16 protein-coding genes are annotated in these 21,127 nt (G+C 39.8%); 7 read left to right on the plus strand and 9 right to left on the minus strand.

Annotation, left to right across the window (positions count from 1 at the left end; genetic code table 11):
• The first annotated feature begins 19 nt into the window (after positions 1-19).
• Complete coding sequence (locus AC0L7T_RS16320; RefSeq protein ID WP_473336598.1) at positions 20-412, plus strand: hypothetical protein; 393 nt, start codon at positions 20-22, stop codon at positions 410-412.
• On the opposite strand, the gene AC0L7T_RS16325 is transcribed toward AC0L7T_RS16320, so the two are convergent.
• Together AC0L7T_RS16325 and AC0L7T_RS16330 are read right to left on the minus strand one after the other, a co-directional pair.
• Complete coding sequence (locus tag AC0L7T_RS16325; RefSeq protein ID WP_473336599.1) at positions 402-1,325, minus strand: ROK family protein; 924 nt, start codon at positions 1,323-1,325, stop codon at positions 402-404. The two genes, AC0L7T_RS16320 and AC0L7T_RS16325, sit on opposite strands and share 11 nt — an antisense overlap.
• 178 nt (positions 1,326-1,503) lie before the next feature.
• Positions 1,504-2,331 carry a CvfB family protein gene (locus AC0L7T_RS16330; RefSeq protein ID WP_473336601.1) on the minus strand — a complete coding sequence of 276 codons (828 nt, stop codon included), beginning with the start codon at positions 2,329-2,331 and terminating at the stop codon, positions 1,504-1,506.
• A gap of 529 nt (positions 2,332-2,860) precedes the next feature.
• Between AC0L7T_RS16330 and AC0L7T_RS16335 the strand changes: the two genes are divergently transcribed.
• The 3 genes from AC0L7T_RS16335 to AC0L7T_RS16345 all read left to right on the plus strand — a co-directional run bounded on the left by AC0L7T_RS16335 (position 2,861) and on the right by AC0L7T_RS16345 (position 8,592).
• Complete coding sequence (locus tag AC0L7T_RS16335; RefSeq protein WP_473336603.1) at positions 2,861-4,291, plus strand: alanine/glycine:cation symporter family protein; 1,431 nt, start codon at positions 2,861-2,863, stop codon at positions 4,289-4,291.
• A gap of 225 nt (positions 4,292-4,516) precedes the next feature.
• Positions 4,517-6,814 (plus strand): acyl-CoA dehydrogenase family protein, encoded by a 2,298-nt coding sequence (locus AC0L7T_RS16340; RefSeq protein ID WP_473336604.1) that lies wholly within the window; start codon positions 4,517-4,519, stop codon positions 6,812-6,814.
• 8 nt (positions 6,815-6,822) lie between these two features.
• On the plus strand, positions 6,823-8,592 hold the full coding sequence (locus AC0L7T_RS16345) for an SLC13 family permease (RefSeq protein ID WP_473336605.1): 1,770 nt from the start codon (positions 6,823-6,825) through the stop codon (positions 8,590-8,592).
• A 199-nt stretch (positions 8,593-8,791) separates the two neighbouring features.
• On the opposite strand, the gene AC0L7T_RS16350 is transcribed toward AC0L7T_RS16345, so the two are convergent.
• The 5 genes from AC0L7T_RS16350 to AC0L7T_RS16370 form a co-directional block, all read right to left on the minus strand.
• Positions 8,792-10,372: a sulfatase gene (locus tag AC0L7T_RS16350; RefSeq protein ID WP_473336607.1), complete on the minus strand. Its 1,581-nt coding sequence runs from the start codon at positions 10,370-10,372 to the stop codon at positions 8,792-8,794.
• A gap of 26 nt (positions 10,373-10,398) precedes the next feature.
• Positions 10,399-11,856 (minus strand): arylsulfatase, encoded by a 1,458-nt coding sequence (locus tag AC0L7T_RS16355; RefSeq protein ID WP_473336609.1) that lies wholly within the window; start codon positions 11,854-11,856, stop codon positions 10,399-10,401.
• Between the two features lie 203 nt (positions 11,857-12,059).
• Positions 12,060-12,971, minus strand: a complete 912-nt coding sequence (locus AC0L7T_RS16360) for an SMP-30/gluconolactonase/LRE family protein (RefSeq protein WP_473336611.1) — start codon at positions 12,969-12,971, stop codon at positions 12,060-12,062.
• Between the two features lie 111 nt (positions 12,972-13,082).
• The gene (cydB, locus tag AC0L7T_RS16365; protein WP_473336614.1) at positions 13,083-14,120 is read right to left on the minus strand and encodes a cytochrome d ubiquinol oxidase subunit II; all 1,038 of its coding nucleotides are present in this window, start codon (positions 14,118-14,120) and stop codon (positions 13,083-13,085) included.
• A gap of 6 nt (positions 14,121-14,126) precedes the next feature.
• Positions 14,127-15,509: a cytochrome ubiquinol oxidase subunit I gene (locus AC0L7T_RS16370; protein ID WP_473336615.1), complete on the minus strand. Its 1,383-nt coding sequence runs from the start codon at positions 15,507-15,509 to the stop codon at positions 14,127-14,129.
• Between the two features lie 214 nt (positions 15,510-15,723).
• Here AC0L7T_RS16370 and AC0L7T_RS16375 point away from each other — a divergent pair, with 214 nt between their 5' ends.
• On the plus strand, positions 15,724-16,041 hold the full coding sequence (locus AC0L7T_RS16375; RefSeq protein WP_473336617.1) for an antibiotic biosynthesis monooxygenase family protein: 318 nt from the start codon (positions 15,724-15,726) through the stop codon (positions 16,039-16,041).
• 103 nt (positions 16,042-16,144) lie between these two features.
• The gene (locus AC0L7T_RS16380) at positions 16,145-17,893 is read left to right on the plus strand and encodes an amidohydrolase (RefSeq protein ID WP_473336618.1); all 1,749 of its coding nucleotides are present in this window, start codon (positions 16,145-16,147) and stop codon (positions 17,891-17,893) included.
• A gap of 35 nt (positions 17,894-17,928) precedes the next feature.
• Here AC0L7T_RS16380 and AC0L7T_RS16385 read toward each other — a convergent pair whose 3' ends face one another.
• Both AC0L7T_RS16385 and AC0L7T_RS16390 read right to left on the minus strand, forming a co-directional pair.
• Positions 17,929-18,327: a DUF779 domain-containing protein gene (locus AC0L7T_RS16385; protein ID WP_473336620.1), complete on the minus strand. Its 399-nt coding sequence runs from the start codon at positions 18,325-18,327 to the stop codon at positions 17,929-17,931.
• 75 nt (positions 18,328-18,402) lie between these two features.
• Positions 18,403-19,929, minus strand: a complete 1,527-nt coding sequence (locus AC0L7T_RS16390; RefSeq protein WP_473336622.1) for an aldehyde dehydrogenase family protein — start codon at positions 19,927-19,929, stop codon at positions 18,403-18,405.
• 178 nt (positions 19,930-20,107) lie between these two features.
• On the opposite strand from AC0L7T_RS16390, the gene AC0L7T_RS16395 reads away from it, so the two are divergent.
• Positions 20,108-21,034 (plus strand): AraC family transcriptional regulator, encoded by a 927-nt coding sequence (locus tag AC0L7T_RS16395; RefSeq protein ID WP_473336624.1) that lies wholly within the window; start codon positions 20,108-20,110, stop codon positions 21,032-21,034.
• The last annotated feature ends 93 nt before the right edge of the window (positions 21,035-21,127 follow it).

Here is a 21,127-nt window from a genome sequence, read left to right on the forward strand (position 1 = left end):
CAACCTTTCCCGTTTTCTTATGGCTTATAAATCAATCACCGCTTACTTTTTCATTATTATTATACTTGTCTTAGGCTCCTCTTGTTCAGGCAAATTAGAAACAGGCAGCATAAATATAGAAAACTGGAAAAAGGACAGGAATGGTTGCCTGGGTTTGCGCTTACAGGATGTTGAAGAAATAAGGGAAATAAAAAACTCGTTTTTGGCAAAAAACAACCAGGAAATTATCATTACTTTCGGTCGTCCAGATCGGGTAGAGCTTGTGGACAAAAGCCAAAGTTTTTTTATTTATTTCCTGGAGCCTTCAGACCGCTGTGAGCAACAAATAAAAAAAGAACCCCTAAAGGTTCTTTTTCGACTCAATGCTATCAATAAGGTAAGTGAAGTAACTGTGACTACACTTAATCCATAAAACACAGGGCTGCTGCACCTAGCGTACCTGCATCGTTTTCCAATGTAGCTTTTTCTAATTTTAAGTCAGTAAGGTAATAAGGACTTAAATATTGATGAATTGTTTTTTCCATTTGGGGTTGGATGAATGGAAGGGCTGCCGAAATTCCACCACCAAAATAAATTTCTGTAACATCTAGAATACGTATTGTAGATACCAATGCCTCTCCTAAAATTGCGCCTAGTTCAGCAAAAGTCCTTAAGGCAATTCCATTCCCATTCTTTGCCGAAGCAACCAATAAATGAATACCTAATTCCTGCCCTTCCATTTCACCAATTTCCTCAGGAAATTGCTTCATCATATTAGCGGCCATTTTAAGTATTCCATTTCTACCTATTAAAGGTTCAAGCCTGCTATTTCCTCTCGAAAGCATGTGCCCTACTTCCATGGCATTGCCTCTCACCCCTTTAAAAACTTTTCTATCAAGGATCAACGCACTGCCTATACCTGTGCCCAAAGTAATGAAAAGGTAATTGTCAGATGTTTTTTCTTTCCCGAAATGAAATTCTCCTAAAGCGGCTGCACTAGCATCATTCTCCAGGTGAAAGATTATTTCCGGATATTGGTCCAATAATGCCTGTTTAAGGTTAAACCCATTGAGTTCTGAAATCGCCGGAATCTCTAATGTGGTTGTTCTATCCTTACTGACCAGACCTGGAAGTCCAATACCAACATGTTTTACTTGGGGGTTACTTTTGAGGTATTTGCCTACAACTTCCACAAAGGCTTTATTAAAACCTTGAGAACTCTTCCTGAGGAGGCCTGTATCCTCTTTGCCAAACTGAATAATTTGACCTTGGGTATCTATCAAACCTATTTTTACGTGAGTTCCTCCCACATCTATACCTAAAAACACTTCAGTTTTATTATCCATTCTAAAATCTAATCAAATTACAAGATTTAAATACCGCTTATTAAGCCTTTGATCAACGATCAATATTACGAAAATTTAGGTTGATCATTCTAATAGTGAATAGGGCAAAAATAGCAGATTTTCCTGCTAAAACCTTTATTCAATAATATTATTGATAAAATAATCCTAAAGATGTAATTTAAGTCTTATAAATACCATCATCTTTTATCACAATGACCTTTTTTCGGTACAATTGTCCGATACATTGTTTGAAATGCTTTTTACTCATTCCCAAAGTTTCTTTAATGATCTCAGGAGAAGACTTGTCCGTTAGGGGTAAAAAGTTTTTCTCAAGAAGTAGGTCCAAGATCTGGGTTGCCCCTTCATCAAATTTTTGTCGACCTATAGGAGTAATAATTAAGTCAATCTTATTGTCTTCTCTAACCTTTTTTACAAATGCTCGGACGGAATCCCCAATTTCTAAAGGCTTAAATACCTCATTGGCATAAATAAGCCCTTCATAAAAATCATTGACCAAAACCTTATACCCCAAATCCGTGAGATCAAAAATCAAAGCATTTACTTCCTGCCCTGCCTCAAACCCTTTAGTGTCTGATAAAATAAAATCCTCATATTTGCTCACCCCTATCAAACGGGACGTTCGATGATCTACGCAGACAAATACCAATACCTTGTCCCCAGGAGAGACTGTTTGGCGCATTTCGGAATTGGGAAGAAACAAGTCCTTTTCCAGTCCCCATTCTAAAAAAGCACCTATACTTGTAACATCTTTTACCTCCATCACAGCAAACTGATCCAGTATGGCTGAAGGATGGTCCGTTACTGCTACCGGTCTGTCTTCACTATCTGTATAAACAAAAACTTCCTTAAAATCCCCTTCTTTCTCCTCTCCACTTAGATACCGTTTTGGTATCAATAACTCATCTCCATCGCTTAGAGCAAGATAAGCACCATTGTCTGTAAACCGATTGATCGGTAATGTGCTAATTAATCCTAATTCTTTCATAATTGTGTTTCCGTTGTATTTCCGTCTATTTGTATTTAGCTACAAATCGCTGCAAAGATAATGATTTTTAATAGGGATTTATTCTTGCATTATGAAGTAGTTATTTTTTCAATTATTAAATGCCTCAAATCACAAGCAAATGAATTTTATGAATAGAATTCCTGAAGTCAAAGACTAGAAGAATTAAAGGTATTTCACGATAATGTGAGAAGACCTTTAGCTTTTTTTATTTTTTTATCTGGCCCAATTTTTACCTTCCTTATAAACTATGGCCTCCTTCACTTTAATTCTGTCTTAAAACCGTCTGACATTTACAAGCTTATTTCAAAGCTTGTAAGGATTGGTTGAAGCAGAAAGAGCAAGGATTGGGTGATTTTAAAGTCATTCCATCGCCCAATAGAACGGTAATGGCCTATTTTGGAAGAAAACCTTCCTTGTTCCTCGAATTATTTACCCTCAAAATTATTATTAACCCTATTTTAGGTTTTCTTTGTGTTAATAAATAAACTTTTCAAGCCAAACTAACAATATGGAGTCCATAATATACGCCGTAAATGACATTCTATGGAGTAATGCACTAATTGTCCTTTGCTTAGGTGTCGGGATTTATTTTTCAATTGTCACCAAATTTCTTCAAGTCCGCTATTTCAAGGAAATGATTAAATTATTATTTGGTGGTGAGTCTTCAGATAAAGGAGTTACCTCATTTCAAGCCTTTGCCATTGCCATCTCTGGTCGGGTAGGAACTGGAAATATCGCAGGAGTTGCAGCAGCCATTGCGATGGGAGGCCCAGGAGCAATCTTTTGGATGTGGATCATCGCCTTTTTAGGGAGCGCATCAGCCTTCATAGAAGCAACATTGGGACAAATGTTCAAGGAAGTAAAAGATGGCCAATACCGTGGTGGGCCAGCTTTCTATATAGAAAAGGGATTGGGGATTAAGTGGTATGCCATTTTGTTTGCCATTGCTACCATACTTAGCACTGCCTTCTTCTTACCTGGAGTGCAAAGCAACAGTATTGCCATCAGCGTTGAAAATGCTTTTGATGTACCGGTTTGGATTACAGGTTTGGTTATTTGTGTCTTTCTTGCGCTTATTATTTTTGGTGGGGTAAAACGAATCGGAAAAGTAGCCCAAATAGTTGTTCCTTTTATGGCAGCTGCCTACATCATTATGGCCATAATCATCATGGCCTTGAACATCACTGAAATACCTGGCGTAATCAAATTAATCGTTACTTCTGCTTTCAATGCCGATGCAACTTTTGGTGGGATATTTGGTATGGCCATCTCCTGGGGAATAAAAAGAGGGATTTACAGCAATGAAGCAGGCCAGGGAACTGCTCCACACGCAGCAGCAGCAGCGGAGGTCAGTCACCCAGTAAAGCAAGGCTTGGTGCAGGCATTTTCCGTCTATGTGGACACGCTTTTTATCTGCACGGCCACCGCCTTCATGATTCTTTTCACAGGACAATACAATGTGGTCAATCCAGAAGGAGGATTTTTAGTAGAAAATCTTCCAGGGGTAACATTTGGACCAGAATTCACACAATTTGCGATAAGCTCACATTTCCCAACGCTCGGTGCAGGTTTCATTGCGGTTTCTTTAGCCTTTTTTGCATTTACTACGATCATGGCCTACTACTATATAGCAGAGACAAATCTAAGTTATCTTCAAGGAGATCAACACAAAAAATGGCCTGTTTTTGTTCTTCGGGTTTTGATTTTGGTAGCTACGTTTTATGGTACCATCAGAACTGCAGAGCTGGCATGGACACTGGGTGATATTGGGGTAGGAATGATGGCATGGCTAAATATGATTGCAATCATTTTGCTTAGAAAACCTGCCATGGCAGCATTAAAAGACTACGTGGATCAAAGGAAAAAAGGGTTAGACCCTACCTTCAACTCTAAAAGTTTGAATATAAAAAATATCGAAGTCTGGGATAAAATTGATTAAGGCTTTATTCTATCATTAAACCATCGTTTTAACCCCACTTTAAAAAGTAAAAGTGGAGAATACGATGCTATTTTTTGGCCAATATTTTCGTCAGACATTAATTTTAGACCATTCCACTTAAATTTCATTGCCTTTAATCCATTATTAATTTTTGGTAGGATTATTGAAAGGGTTAGATATATTTTCTTACCTTTTTAATACAAAATCTTAAACCTAAAATAAAACATGGAAAAGATACTTTCTCAACCAACCAATGGAAGTCTTGTTCTCCTACCGATCTTATATATGGTATGGTCAGACACAACAATCACTACTAGCGAACACCAGGCATTCGAATCCTTTTTTAAAGCTGTAGATTGGTTGAGCGTAGAGGATAGAAAATATTTAACTGCAAAGCTAGATCCAAATTCACCGCCCTCAAGGGAGGAGTTGGAAATGTGGTGGAAAATGATAAAATCCGCAGTAGATAACAATACGAAATACCCCCACCTTTCAAGTATTGGGGTAGAGATTTTAAGAAAAAATGCTCCTGAGGTAGCCCATACCTTCCCCTTGTCCAAAGTTGAAAATGAATTGGGAAACCTGGAAAACCAATTGGGAATAATTGGTAAATCTGCTGCCTTGACATTTAAATCTTCACATGCCAACATTTCCACTTCTTATGAAACCCAAAAAGAGTTTGAAACAGACAAGTTAACTGCCCTACTTGACGGCCACAGAAAACCTTTGATTGATGAAATCAAATCGGTTATTGCCAAAAAAGAATTCGATTATGTAGACCCTGGTAATTTAAAAGCGTACAGGGAACAAGTGCTTGTTTGGTGTAAAATCCTTGCTGATAAAGGATATGGATCCATTGGTTTCCCTAAGGAATATGGTGGAGGAAATGACATGGAGGGATACTTCACAGTAATGGAAACCCTAAGTTATCGGGACCTAAGTACAGTAATTAAGTTTGGTGTACAGTTTGGGTTATGGGGAATGAGTGTCTTTATGTTAGGAACAAAGAAGCATCATGAAAAATACCTCAAAGCCATAGGAAGTCTTGAGTTACCTGGTTGCTTTGCCATGACAGAGACCAACCATGGCTCCAATGTAAGGGGGATAGAAACGACTGCCACTTACAATCACGAAGAGAAAACCTTTACCATACATACTCCTCATATAAATGCCAGAAAGGAATACATTGGCAATGCTGCACTCCATGGAAAGATGGCCACTGTTTTTGCAAAACTGTTGATCAATGAAAAAGATTATGGTGTAAGTACTTTCATCGTCCCATTGAGGGATGATGAAGGAAAAACTTTACCTGGTATTTCCATAGCCGATTGTGGGAGAAAAATGGGCCTCAATGGAGTGGACAATGGCTTGATTGGGTTTGACAAGGTCACCATCCCAAAAGAAAACATGCTGGATAGATTTTCTTCAGTTGACGAGGAAGGTGAATTTCAGAGCCCTATTGCCAGCGATAACAAAAGATTTTTTACCATGTTGGGTACCTTGGTGGGAGGAAGAATAGGCATTCCAAGGTCTGCACTAGCGGCTTCAAAATCCGGTCTTACCATTGCAATAAGGTATGCTGACAAACGTCGCCAATTCGGGCCGGATGGCAGTACAGAAGTACCGATCTTAAATTACCGCATGCATCAGCGGAGACTCTTGCCATTACTTTCGAAAACCTACGCCTGTCATTTTGCAATGGAATATGTGACAGACCGCTTTTTAAATAGAAAAGAGGATGAAATGCAAGAAATTGAAGCCTTAGCAGCTGGCTTAAAATCTTATGTAACCTGGCACAATACAAGCACTTTACAGGAATGTAGAGAAGCATGTGGGGGAAAAGGTTTTTTATCAGAAAACAGGATTGATGCCTTAAAAAATGATTCTGATGTGTACACTACCTTTGAAGGTGACAATACGGTATTGTTGCAACTTGTGGCCAAAAGTAGATTGAGTGCATACAAGGATCAATTTGAAAACATGAATTTGTTCACTGTGATAGATTATGTAGTTAGTAAAACAAAGACATCCATCACAGAAAAGAACCCACTTATCATTAGAAATACAGACGAAAACCACCTACTGGACGCTGAATTTCATCTTAATGCTTTTCAATACAGAGAAAATAGTATTCTGGACTCTGCAGCCAAGAGGTTAAAACGTCTGATGGATGAAGGGATGGATCCATTTGATGCAGTGAATGTAGCCCAACATCATCTGTTTACCTTGGCAATGGCTTTTATTGAGCGGGTAATATTGGAGAAATTCATTGAGAAAATTGAGCAAACAACAGATCCAGAACTTAAACAAGTACTGAAAAAACTTTGTAATCTTTTTGCCTTGTACCAGATCGAAACCCATAATGGCTGGTACCTGGAGCAGGGGTATATGGAAGGAATTAAATCCAAGGCCATTCGGAAAATGGTCAACCAATTGTGCTGGGAAATCCGTAAAGATGCAGTGCCTTTGGTGAACGCTTTTAATATTCCGGATTCCTGTTTATCCGCCCCTATTGCGACCTAGTTTAGTATATGGAAGAAATCATCGTATTTGCCACTCTCGGTTTATCCCTTCTGTTTTTTATTTGGGGGAAAATCCGTTACGACCTCGTCGCACTATCTGCTTTAATATTACTTGCTATACTTGGCCTGGTACCCTATGATGATGCCTTTATGGGCTTTAGCCATCCTGCGGTAATTACAGTTGCGGCCATCCTGGTAGTGAGCAAGGGGCTTGAAAACTCTGGAATCGTTAATGTGATTGTCGCTTTGATGGATAAGGTGGGCAACAATATCACCATTCAAATTGCGACCATTTCAGGAGCGGTGGCCATTGCATCAGGATTTATGAATAATATAGGTGCCCTGGCCATTTTTATGCCTGTAGCTATACAGATGGCTAGAAAACACAGTTATTCTCCTTCACTGATTTTAATGCCTATTGCCTTTGCTTCATTATTAGGAGGCTTGACGACATTAATAGGCACTCCGCCAAATATTATTGTAGCTTCCTTCCGTGCTCAAAGTGGTGAAGCTGCATTTGGTATGTTTGATTTCACCATCGTAGGTGTGGGTATTGCTTTAGCAGGAGTACTCTTTATTTCCTTGGTAGGATGGCGACTGATCCCCAAAAGAAACTCGAATCAGGCAAATGAGGCCTTGTTCAAAATTGAAAACTACATTACTGAAGTGATCATTTCAGGCAAGTCAGCGCTTGAAAACAACCCAATTAAGCTTATCACGGATGACAAGGAACTAGATGTCAAAGTCCTTGGCATCGTCAGGAATAAGATTAGAATTCATGCGCCAAGCCCTTATTTTATTCTGATAAAGAATGACATCATTGTTTTGGAATCCAATACAGATGTCCTGGAGGAATTCGTGAATAAATATCAGGTTAAGCTTGTTGGAAACGAAGGTTTTATTGCGGCTACTGAGGATGAAAATGATATTATAAACACGGAAGGTATTGTCCAGGAAAATTCCCCATTAATTGGCCAAACCGCCTCTAGTATTCACATGAGATCCCGCTATGATGTCAATTTATTGGCTTTGTCCCGGGGGGACAGAACCATCATCAAGAGAATTGATCATGAAGTTTTTCGTTCAGGAGATGTTTTACTCTTGCAATTGAGAAGAAATAGCTTGTCGGATACGCTTTTCGAAATGAAATGCTATCCATTGGCCAAAAGAAGTATAAAAATAGGTAAACCAAGACGTACACTGTTGGCTGTTAGCCTTTTTGCTTTGTCCATTATCGCTGTGGTAATGGGATGGCTTCCAGTAGCTATTTCTTTTACCCTTGCATCCATGGGAATGGTAGTCAGCAGGATCTTGCCATTGAATAACCTTTATACCAGCATAGACTGGCCAGTCATTGTTTTGCTTGGGGCAATGATACCCGTGGGTCAAGCCTTTGAAACAAGTGGCGCTGCCAACACCGTGACTGAATTAATTTTGTCGACTGCGGATAATTTACCTCCATGGGGTCTACTTGGATTAATAATGGTTACCACAATGCTATTGTCAGCATTAATCAACAATGCAGCGACAGTTGTGTTAATGGCACCTATAGGTTTGCAGATTGCAGCTGCACTTTCACTATCAGCAGATCCATTTCTAATGAGTATAGCCGTAGGGGCTTCATCATCATTCCTAACCCCTATAGGTCACCAATCAAATACACTTGTTCTTGGGCCAGGAGGTTACCAGTTTGGGGACTATTGGAAACTGGGTTTACCGCTATCTTTAATTGTGATGGCTGTAGGAATTCCTGTTATTCTATGGGTATGGCCGCTTTAAAAATTACCTTTTGACTAACACTGCCCAACCCCTGCCGGGGTTGGGCAAAATAAGCCTTGGATTGTAGCCGAAGGAAAAATTCCACGGCTACAATCCAAGGCCATCAAAGCTTGTTTTTAATACTTGAAAACAGCCTTTTTAGGGCTAGCCATAAATAAAACCAGTTTCAAAATGATTTATTCATTTTCTGAATCTGTTTTTATTTAGCTGGTTCACTTCCCCACCAATCTTTATTGGGTTGCCAATTTTTGTCCAGAAAATCAAGTCGCTGTTTTTCCAATTTAGGCAACATCTCATTTTCCATTTTTTCGATGCGTTCTTGGAAAAGTTCTTTGTCGAATTCTTTATCAGGAGTAGGCATTAAAACAGCTTTACTCTCCAGGTAATTGCCAAGCAAGGCAGAAAGGGCTTGTTTCTTTTCAGGGTGATCAGCAGATAGTTCATTTTCCTCAAATGGATCCTCAGGAAGACGGTACAATTCTTCATGTCCATCCTCAAAATACCTAATCAACTTCCAATCACCTTGCCTTACCATGGCTGAAGGCACACCTCCCTGGTTGCCATAATGTGGATAGTGCCAGAAGATAGGACGCTCCTTCAATTTTTGACCTTCAATTATTGGTTTCAAGCTTGTCCCTTCTATTTCCTGTGAAATGGCCACCTCTCCAGAGATAAAATCTACTAAGGTTGGGAGAAAATCTGCCCCCACCACTGGATAATCAATTGGTGCCTGAGGTTGAGTTCCTGGAACTTTTATCAGATAAGGTACGCGAACCCCACCTTCCCAATGGTGGCCTTTCCCTCCTTTTACCAAAAGATTGGACGTAGCATAGGCATCGCCAGCTACCACCCCACCATTGTCTGAAGTAAATACAACGATGGTATTCTCATCAAGGCCCATGGCTTCAAGTTGATTCAAAACAATTCCAACTGCATCATCCACATATTCCACCAGGCCGGCATAATTTGGATTATCCTGCACCATTCTGAAAGGAAGCTTCTCTCCCATTTCAAAACCATGGTCTGCTATGCCCATCGCTTCAGCTTTGTCCCTATATTTGGCCCATTTATCCTTACTGGTTTGAACTGGTGCATGCACCGCATAAAAGGAAAGAAAAGCGAAAAACGGTTCCTCTTTACTCCTCCCTATAAAATCAGCCACTTCATTTGCCAGTCTTAGGGTTAGGTTCTCACCATCAGGCCCATCTTTTAACTTGGGGTTTTTATAAGGGGAGAAAAAACCACCCGCAGGAGAACCTTTGTCCCATCCCCCAACATTTTCATCAAATCCATGGTCTTCAGGATAATTCCCCTCATCACCAAGATGCCATTTCCCTGCAAAAAAAGTTTTATATCCGTTTGCTTTAAAAGCTTCTGCTATCGTTGTGCTTTCCTTTGAAAGGTGGTGTACATAGTTTGCAGGAAGCATTGGATCGTGCCTATTATGCGCTCTCCATGCTTCGCCTTCTTTGGCGCCGATCCAGTCTGTAATTCCATGACTGGAAGTAAACTGCCCGGTCATAATAGTGGCTCGTGCGGGGCTACATACCCTGCTTCCCGAATAACCATTGGTAAATTGCCAACTTTCATTGGCCAACTTATCGATATTGGGCGTTTCATAAAAAGTGGAGCCTGAGTAGCCTAAGTCTGCATAACCCATGTCATCCACTAGGATAAATACTACATTAGGCGTCTTTGCAACTTCTTCAGAAGCACATGAAAACAGTCCTAAAACTAACAGAAACAATGAATTTAGAGTGATATTCCTTTTATTCAACATTATTTTTGGGTTTGTATAGGCAAAAATTATTGATCCAATTCGGAAGCATACAATTTAAAAACTGGATTTGGAGTATGGTTTGCTTCCATCAATTCTTTGAAGGACTTGACCAAATCAGGGTGTTTATCTGCTATATTATTTTCCTCAGCCGGATCCTCTTCAAGGTTGTATAGCTCTATAGGGGGATTGTCATCTTTCCTTAGATTAAGCCTGATGGCTTTCCATTTACCTTGTCTTATGGCCTGCTTTCCTCCCTGCTCAATAAATTCCCAGTACAAATACTCGTGGCTTTTCTGGTCTTCTTTATTTCCTGTAAGCACAGGGGCAAAAGAAATGCCATCTGTATTTTCAGGAAGTTTACTTCCCGTTAGCGCAGCAACAGTAGGATAAATGTCCCAAAATGCTGAAATATGATCCGTCTGCCCAGGTTTGATCTTACCAGGCCAATTGGCAATCATTGGAACCCTGATTCCCCCTTCATACAAATCCCGCTTGTAACCTCTCCAAGGACCATTGCTATTAAAGAAATCAGGATCAGCTCCACCTTCTTTGTGCGGGCCATTGTCTGAAGTAAAAATAATCATTGTATTGTCTCTGATACCTAATTCTTCCAATTTGGCGACAATTTCTCCTACCTGCTGGTCCAGTAACTCTACCATGGCTACAAAAGCGGCACGTGGTTCTTCTTGGGACATGTAACCACCAATTTTATAATCTTTGCCTTCATCAACTCCTACATAAGGTGTTTCTTCAAACCTGTCCCTATAATTTTTCATTATTTCTTCTGGGACTATCAATTCCGCATGTGGAATAATGGTAGGTACATAGAGAAAGAAGGGGTTTTGGCTATTGTCTGTAATAAAATCTAAAGTCTTTTCATGAATTAGTGCTGGTCCATAATCACCCAGGTTTGTTCCTGCATTTCCCTCTAAAACCAATGAATCTTGATTGTCCCATAAGTGATAAGGGTAATAGTTATGTCCCATTCTTTGGCAATTGTAGCCAAAAAACACATCCACTCCCTGATTGTTGGGATCGCCTTCAGAACCTGGGTAACCAAGGCCCCATTTACCAAATGCACCGGTGGTATAGCCAGCGGCTTTTAAAGATTCAAAAATGGTAAAAACTGAATCCGGCAATGGGTATTGACCTTCAGGTTGAATTTCATAATTGCCTCTTACAGGCGCATTTCCTGTATGCAAGCCTGAAACTAGGGTACTTCTAGACGGCGCACAAACGGTAGAGCCAGAGTAATGCTGGTTAAAAAACAAACCTTCCTTGGCCAATTTATCAATATTTGGAGTCGCTATATGCTCCTGACCATTGAAGCCTAAATCTCCATATCCAAGGTCATCTGCTAAAATATAAATGATGTTTGGTTTAGAGGGGGAAGATTCACTGGTTGCAGTATCCTGCTGTCGGCCACATCCTGCCAATAGCATCGTTGTAAAGCTAAGGCTGAAAAAGAAAGTAAATTTGTTCATAAATCTGAATGCTATTCAAAAGGTTAATTGAGCTATTGATTTAAACCGGCTGATGCAATAAAACCCTATTGCATCAGCCGGTTTAAAAGGCAAATTACATATTCTTTCGATTAATTAAAATGGCCAATTTGGCTTTTGCCTTTTGCCATTGATCGTATTTGAATTAAATGTCTCCTATCAGCGTCTAAAAATTAATAACGGATTTATTTTAAGCGGATTGAATACAAGCCTGTGCGTGCTGTAACGAAAAGCGTTTTACCATCAGGCCCTCCAAAAGTAAGATTTGCAGGGGTTTCAGGAAATTTAATCGTGCCAAGAAGTTTCGCTTCTGGTGAAAATACCAATACTCCCCCGGGGCCAGTAGCAAAAACATTCCCTTGTTGATCCACTTTGATACCGTCAGGGTTTCCTTCACCAATTAAAGACGAGGCATTGTAAAACACTTTCCCTTTTCCAACTTTCCCGGATTTACTTACCGGGTATTTCATAAAGATTTTAGGTTGGCTTGAATTGGCTACATATAAAGTGCGCTCATCTGGAGACAAAGCCAAACCATTGGGCCTATAAAGGTCATCTGCTATCAATTGGGATTTGCCATTAAAAAATCGATATACCCCATTAAAACCTAAGGTATCCGCTGCATCTTTAGGCCTGCCATAAGGTGGGTCTGTGAAATAAATGCCGCCTTTGCTATCTGTAATAACATCATTGGGACTATTTAATGCGACCCCGTTATAGTTATCAACCACCGTAGAATAATCACCCTCAGGGCTTAGTTTACTAATCTTCCTTCCGCTGTGCTCTGCAATAAATAAGTTTCCCGCCTCATCAAATGTCAGCCCATTGGCATTTTGGCTTGGCTGACGGAAAGCGCTAATTTGACCTGTAGGATGCACTTTGTAGATGGTGTTGGCAGGTATGTCACTAAATAGCAGGTATTGCCCTTCATTGTTCCATACCGGACCTTCTAGGAATTGATAACCATCCGATATCTTGATGACAGGACTCTCTTTATCCACAAGAGCTAATAATGCAGGATCATTGACTTCCAAATGCTGACCGTATATTGAGGAAAGGCAAAAGGAGGTTAAAAGTATTAAAACAAGCCGTTTCATAATGTTTTGGGTTTAAATACAAATACAGGGTTTTACTTCTGAAATATAAAACTAAACGATTAAATATCCTCGCATAAATACACAATATCAATTAATTGCCCCACAAACTTATCAGTAGCTGGTATCTTCTATCTTTACCTTTCCTCTAAACGTAATGTATACAAAGGCAGTATAACCGAGTACTAATGGGGCGCCAATGGCTGCAAAGGTGAGCATAATGCCTAGTGATTTATCAGATGAGGCTGCATTATAAACATTGATGGTATGCGCTGGATCTAAGGTTGAAAACAGCAAGTTTGGATACAATTCGATCGCCACTATTATAAGCAATAAGCTAATGGTCAATGAAGAAAATAGAAATGCTTTGCCAAATTGTTTTTTATTGGCCAGTCTGGGCACATTCGCTATGCATAGCAAAACAGCCAATGGAACGACAAATAGTACTGGGGAATCTCTAAAGGTATCTGACAAGTGGGGAATATAAATCAATGTATACAAGGAAGTAATTCCAAAACTTACCATAAAGAAAATCATTCCCTTCTTTAAAAGAAAAGTCAACTTGGCATACATTCTTCCTTCCGTTTTCAATAAAAGATAAATGGCACCATGGGACATCATTAGCGCAAGGGTGGATATACCCACCATTACTGCATATGGATTTAAAAAGCTTAAAAAGCCTTCGCCCTCATATTCAAATCCCTCCCCTATGGGCATCCCTAAAAGTACATTTCCCAGCACCACTCCAAGAAAAAAAGGCAAGAGTGTGCTGGATACTGAATAAGAAATATCCCACATTTTTCGCCACCATAGCATGGGCTCTTTGCTTCTAAATTCAATAGAAACTGCCCGCATAATAATGACCAACAAAAATAGCATGAATGGAACGTACATCGCCGACAATAAAGTGGCATACATTACAGGAAAACCTGCGAAAAGTGATCCGCCACCTATTACTAGCCAAACTTCATTGCCGTCCCATACTGGCCCAATTGCATTAAGGGCCAATCTCCGGCTTTCTTCTTTCTTAAAAAACAAATGCCAGGCCCCTGCGCCAAAATCAAAGCCATCCAAGATAGCATAGCCAGAAAACAAGCCTCCTACTACCAAAAACCAAAGCGTGGGATAATCTATTCCAAATAAGGTTTCCATATCTATTTATTTGTCAGGTGAAAAGGAGGCTCCAACTTGCTGCTGAAACGGTCGGTCATCGTCTTCTTCCTCATCGTAAGGGCCGTGTTTAATTTTCTTATTTAGAAGGTAAAGAAATAATAATAAGAGAATCGTATAAACGATAAAAAACAAAATCAGAGAGAACAAGACCTGATTGGCGGTGACTGATTTACTCAAAGCATCACTTGTACGAAGCAAACCATAGACTACCCATGGTTGGCGCCCCATCTCAGCAGCGTACCAACCCACTTGATTGGCTATTTGCGGTAGTATAACAGAAAATGAAAATACCCACAACAAACGCCTGCTTTCAAAGAGTTTGCCCCTGTACCACTGGACACATCCAACAAGTGTTAGAACAATCAGAAACATGCCTATACTGATCATTATATGATAAAACTGGAAGACAGCATTAACCTGTGAGGGTCGATCTTCTTCAGGGAAAGCATTTAAGCCTATCACAGGCGCACCAAATTCATAATGCAATAAAAAGGACAGGCCCCCAGGTATGCTTAAACCAGTTACAGTTTGCTTAGACTTATCCACCCAGCCAAATAAATACATGGGTGCAGGAGCCTCTTTTTCAAAGTGTCCCTCGAAGGCCGCCAATTTTGCAGGTTGGTTTACCGCAACGCCATTGGCTGAACTATGGCCTGAAACCAATTGAGCCAAAGAAAAGACAGTGGCTACAACCAAAGCGATTTTAAATGCCTTTTTTGAAATTGCTACATACCTTCCCTTTCTTAAGTAATAAGCATGCACACTCAATACCAGAAAAGCCCCTGCTAATAAAGCCCCTTGCCAGGTATGAATCAATCGGTCCATGCTCGATGGATTGAATACCATTTCCCAAAAATCAGTGATTTCTGCTCTTGCCTCCATTCCTTCTCCAACGATATGAAATCCTGTTGGGGTTTGCTGCCAACTATTGGCAATAACAATCCACACTGCCGAAAACATAGAACCTAAAAACACGCCTAAAGTAGCTACCCAATGTACCCATGGTTTGACGCGATCCCAACCAAAAAGCAATACGCCTAGAAACCCGCTCTCAAGTGCAAAGGCAAATATCCCTTCGGCAGCCAAAGCACTTCCAAAAACATCTCCAACATAGCGGGAATAGGTTGCCCAATTGGTGCCAAACTCAAATTCCATTACAATTCCAGTGGCCACCCCTATACCAAATGTCAGGGCGAAAATTTTGGTCCAAAACCTGGCCAAGGTCTCATAATCTTTGTTTCCGGTACGTAAATAAAGGCTTTCCATAATTACCATAATCAACCCAAGCCCAATGCTCAATGGAGGATAGATGTAATGAAAAGCAATGGTGAAAGCAAATTGTATTCTGGAGAGAATTTCTACGTCCATTTTTCTTTATTTATTTGTTTGACACCCATTCAGCTCTATTAATCCAATATTTCCTCAGTAATTTTGAAAACCAGTTATTGCTAACTTGTCTTCTTACAAAGCTTCAGACCAAATGAATAATTCTCTTTGTCTGATAGGTATAAATATCAGAAGATAAAATTAAAAAAAACAGCTATTTTGATCATTATTATCAGGCTTTAATTAATTTAAAGGGATGAAGAAAATTAGCCCCACACCCAAGCCACCCTATTACGCAGTAATATTTACCAGTATTAAAAGTCAAAATCTAGAAAACTATCCTGAGATGTCTGCCAAGATGGAAAAAATGGTGGTTGATCAACCCGGATACCTTGGACACGAATCTGCAAGCGGTACTATTGGGATCACGGTAAGTTATTGGGAAAGTATGGAGGCTATAAAAGCCTGGAAGAACCAAAGTGAACACAGTATTGCTCAAAGCCTTGGTAAATCAACCTGGTACAGCCATTATAAAGTCCGAATCTGCAAGGTGGAAAGAGAATATGGCATATGAGTAAACATGAACTTACAGCATATATTGAAATTGAATCATTGTCAAAAAGCCAAGGTGTTTTCAAAAAAAGCAACAATTGATAAATAAAAGAAAATGTAATTCAATGAAAAATTCTAGTTGCCAATATTTGTCAAAGGGACTAATCTATTACTGTTCATTTATTTTTGTAGCTGTACTTACATTTGCCTGTACTTCACCAGACGCTGTGCAAAAAGCTTCAAAGGTTTTAAAGGGTGGAGCCATTTATACTCTAAATCCGGATAGGCCACATGTTGAAGCTGTTGCTTTAAGAGATTCGGTCATTATTTTTGCAGGCTTAGAAAAAGATGTGGAAGAATTTATTGGTCCAGAAACACAAATAATAGCGCTTAACGGCAAAATAATTACACCTGGATGGATAGAAGGTCATGGCCATTTTATGGGATTAGGCTATGCTGAGTTGAATCTTGACCTATCTGACACAAAAAGCTATGATGAAATTGTAGAAAAAGTAAAAACTACAGTGGCTAAAACCCCTCCTGGAAATTGGATCATTGGCCGTGGTTGGCACCAGAGTAAATGGACAAGTCAACCCAAAGAAACCATCAAAGGATTCCCAGTTCATCAGGTTTTGAGCACTATTTCTCCCGATCATCCTGTGGTACTTTTTCATGCAAGTGGACATGCTTTGTTTGCCAATGCTAAAGCGATGGAAATTGCAGGTATTGGCCCTTTAAAACATGAAATAAATGGCTATAAAGGTATAGTCGGAGGAGAAATCATTCGAGATAAAAATGGAAACCCTACAGGTATTTTTAATGAGAATGCCATGGGTATTATTAATAAACACATCCCTGAAAGTAGTAAAGAGAACGAGCTTCAAGCTTTTAATTTAGCACAGGACGCTTGTCTTAAAAATGGTATCACCAGTTTTCATGATGCTGGTGTTGGCAGGGAAACTTTGACATTTTATCTAAAAATGGAAAAAGAAGAGAAACTGAAAATCCGAATATATGCCATGCTTGGTGGAAATGACAAAGAATTATTGAAAGAATGGTATCAAAAGGGCCCGAAAACGGATTCCTGGCTGCGCATTCGATCCATTAAATTATCTGCTGATGGGGCATTGGGATCGAGGGGCGCTTGGCTACTGGAGGAATATTCTGACCGTCCTGGCCACTATGGACATGAGACTATACCAATGGAGGAGGTCTTCGAAACAGCAAAAAATGGCATTAAATATGGGTTCCAAGTTGCTACCCATGCCATTGGAGATCGGGCCAATCAGGAAGTTTTGGACCAATATGAGAAAGCGCTTTCGGAAATGAATGCCTTGAATTTTGATCACCGGTTTAGAATAGAACATGCACAACATTTACATCCAACAGATATTCCACGGTTTGCTCAACTAGGCGTTATTCCCGCCATGCAAGCCATCCATTTGTCCTCTGATAGACCCTGGGCAATAGATCGCTTGGGTGAAAAAAGAATAAAAGAGGGGGCCTATATGTGGCAAGCACTCTTAGCAACAGGGATTCCGGTAATTAATGGAACGGATGTGCCTGTTGAACCACTTTCACCAATGGCTAATTTCTATGCAAGTGTAACGCGTAAAACACTAGAAGGAACACCTGAGGATGGTTATGAAGGCGAACAAAAAATGACACGTGAGCAAGCACTTAAATCCTATACCTTATCCCCTGCCTATGGGGCCTTTGAAGAAACCACAAAAGGGAGTATCATTGTAGGTAAACTAGCTGACCTTGTTATTTTTGATCAGGATATAATGAAAATAGCTGAAGAGGAAATATTGAAAACACAGGTAGTGATGACGATTATTAATGGGGAAATTGTATATCAGAGGGAGAAATAAAATTGCCGGGAAAAATGTGATGAAAACGCTAAGGCTTAGCGATCCAAATATTCCTCCCCAGTGATGACCGGGATTAGGTGAGTCAGTTCTTCAGTTGTAAATAACCTGGACCGAATCATAAATCTAATACCCAAAGGTATTTCAATAGAAAAACTGCTTCCCCTACCAGGAACCACATCCAGGGTCAATTGGGTATGCTTCCAATAGTCAAACTGGTCTTCATTCATGAAAAAATCGCAACCATAAACTTCTCCCATCCAAACATCACTTCCACCTACAATAAAATCTCCTTTCTCAAAACACATTGGAGAAGAACCATCACAACATCCACCACTCTGGTGAAACATCAAATCATTTTGATGGGTATCTTTCAATTTATTAATTATCGTTTTGGCTTCTTCGGTAATCAAAACACGAGAGACATAATTTTGCATGGTGATTTCTCATTTAAAGAATACAATAAAAAGAAAAAATGCCGGAGCCATAATGGCAATCCGGCACTTTGTCAATTAAAAGAAACCCATTTTCTTTTTATCATAAGAGATTAACATGTTTTTGGTTTGCCTATAGTGAGACAACATCATCAAGTGATTTTCTCTTCCAAATCCAGATTTTTTGTAGCCTCCAAAAGGAGCATGTGCTGGATAGGTGTGGTAACAATTGACCCATACCCTGCCTGCTTGAATGGCTCTAGGTACCTGATACAACTCATGGGCATCTCTAGACCATAAGCCTGCGCCAAGTCCATACATGGTATCATTCGCAATTTCTATTGCTTCTTCGGTCGTTTTAAAGGTGGTCACAGAAACGACCGGACCAAAAATCTCCTCCTGGAAAACCCTCATTTTATTATTGCCTTTAAAGATGGTAGGCTGCACATAATAGCCCGTTTCAAGTCCGCTATTCAAACCTGCCCTATCTCCTCCACACAAAATCTGAGCGCCTTCTTTTTTTCCAATATCCATGTAAGACATGATTTTTTCCAATTGGTCATTGGAAGACTGAGCTCCCATCATGGTATCCTCAGCCAAAGGATTTCCCATTTTAATGGCTTTGGTCCTTTCTACCACCCGCTCCATAAATACATCATAAATATCTTCATGGACTAAAATTCGAGAAGGACAAGTACAAACCTCTCCCTGATTTAAAGCAAAGAGAACGGCTCCTTCTATAGCTTTGTCAAAGAAATCGTCGTCGGCATCGGCCACCGATTTCATGAAAATATTTGGAGATTTACCGCCAAGTTCCATTGTGACAGGAACCAAATTCTCAGAAGCATATTGCATAATAAGCCTTCCGGTGGTGGTTTCTCCTGTGAAAGAAACTTTTGCTACCCTTTTTGAACTGGCCAGTGGTTTTCCCGCTTCCGGACCAAATCCTGTGATAACATTAAGTACACCAGGAGGCAATATATCTCCAATCAACTCCATAAGTACCATGATACTTGTAGGTGTTTGTTCGGCAGGTTTTACTATTGTACAACAGCCTGCCGCCAATGCTGGGGCCATTTTCCAGGTGGCCATTAACAATGGAAAATTCCAGGGGATTATTTGGGCTACCACTCCAAGGGGTTCGTGCAAGGCAATACTCACTGTATTTGCATCGTGCTCAGAGATAGTGCTTTCATCTGCTCGGATCACACCTGCAAAATACCTAAAGTGATCAATAACCAAAGGCAAATCTGCGGCTCGGGTTTCCCTCAAAGCCTTTCCATTGTCTACCGTTTCTATTCGAGCCAGCATTTCGAGGTTCTCCTCAATGACATCTGCTATTTTATTGAGCAATTTACTTCTTTCAGCTGGAGATGTTTTAGACCAGGACTTAAATGCCTCATGGGCTGCATCCAAAGCCAATTCCACATCATCTTTGTTTCCTCTTGCTGCTTTGGTAAATGGTTTCCCATCAATTGGGGAAATATTATCAAAATACTCCCCCGTTGAAGGAGCTACCCATTTTCCTCCAATGAAATGATCGTATTTTTCTTTAAATATTGGTCGCTCTACTGGCGTACTTTGGGATATTGTTTGTGTTGACATTTTTTTAATTTTGAGTTTAATCAAATTTAGTAGTAAATTAATTTTTAAAATCAACCTAAAGGACCATCTTATCCACCTCATTTGTCATTTTGACAAATTTAAGAAAAGAGAAATTTTTGGATTGATTAAAAAAAGGCATAATATATGCTGCCCATTAAACCTAGCATTAGATAATAACATGCCAAGACGACCCTTTATAACTGGAGTTCCCTGGAGAAATGAGAGCGATTTGAAAACATTGGTCGAAAACCGCACTACTTATTCATTGAACAATTGTGAGCTCAATATTTTTGAAACACACCAACAGGCATCAAATGTGAACCTAAGTTTTGGAGACTTGGTATTGACAACCATGATGAAAGGAAAAAAAGTCATGCATCTTTTTAATAAGCCTGGATTTGAATATTTGCCGGGAGAGTCAGTTATCGTTCCTCCAAACGAATTGATGAAAATTGATTTCCCTGAGGCAAAATGGGACAATCCTACTAAATGTATAGCGCTTTCGATTTCCCAAGAGATGATTGAAAACACTTTCAATCTTTTGAATGAAAAATTGCCGGACAAAGTGTGGCAAAAGCAATGGGGACTGGATCTGAATTATTTCCATCTGATCAACAATCAAGACCTTTCTGAAATCATCAATCGCTTTATCCGAATAGGTGTAAAAGAAAGGTCGAAAGACAAGGACCTGATCGCCTCACTGGCCTTAAAGGAATTGTTGATTCGTTTGTCTCAAACTCAGGCCAGAGATATTTTAGAAAAGACCTATAAATCTTTGACCAACTCGAACAGAATTGCCCACGTGGTCAATTATATCAAACAGAACTTGCGAGAGCATTTGACATTGGAGGTTTTAAGTGCTAAAGCTTGTATGAGTAAAACCCATTTTTCAAGGACCTTTAAGGAAGAATTTGGTATCAGCCCCATGGAATATATCTTGGAACAAAGGTTGAACAATGCTGCCCATTTATTAAAGCAATCCGCCTATCAGGTTCAGGAAGTTTGTGCAATTGCCGGTTTCAATAATGTCACCTATTTTATAAGGGCTTTTAAAAATAAATACGGGGAGACTCCGAAAATTTATCAAATGAAAAAGCAACCATAAACAAAAGAGCCTAATAACAGAAAATCACTCTCTCCTTTCTCCTGGGTTTTAGACCCGGATTCAAAACATTGATACCTATTGAACATAGGCTAA

It is taken from the genome of Cyclobacterium sp. 10D3-21 (genome assembly GCF_055809755.1).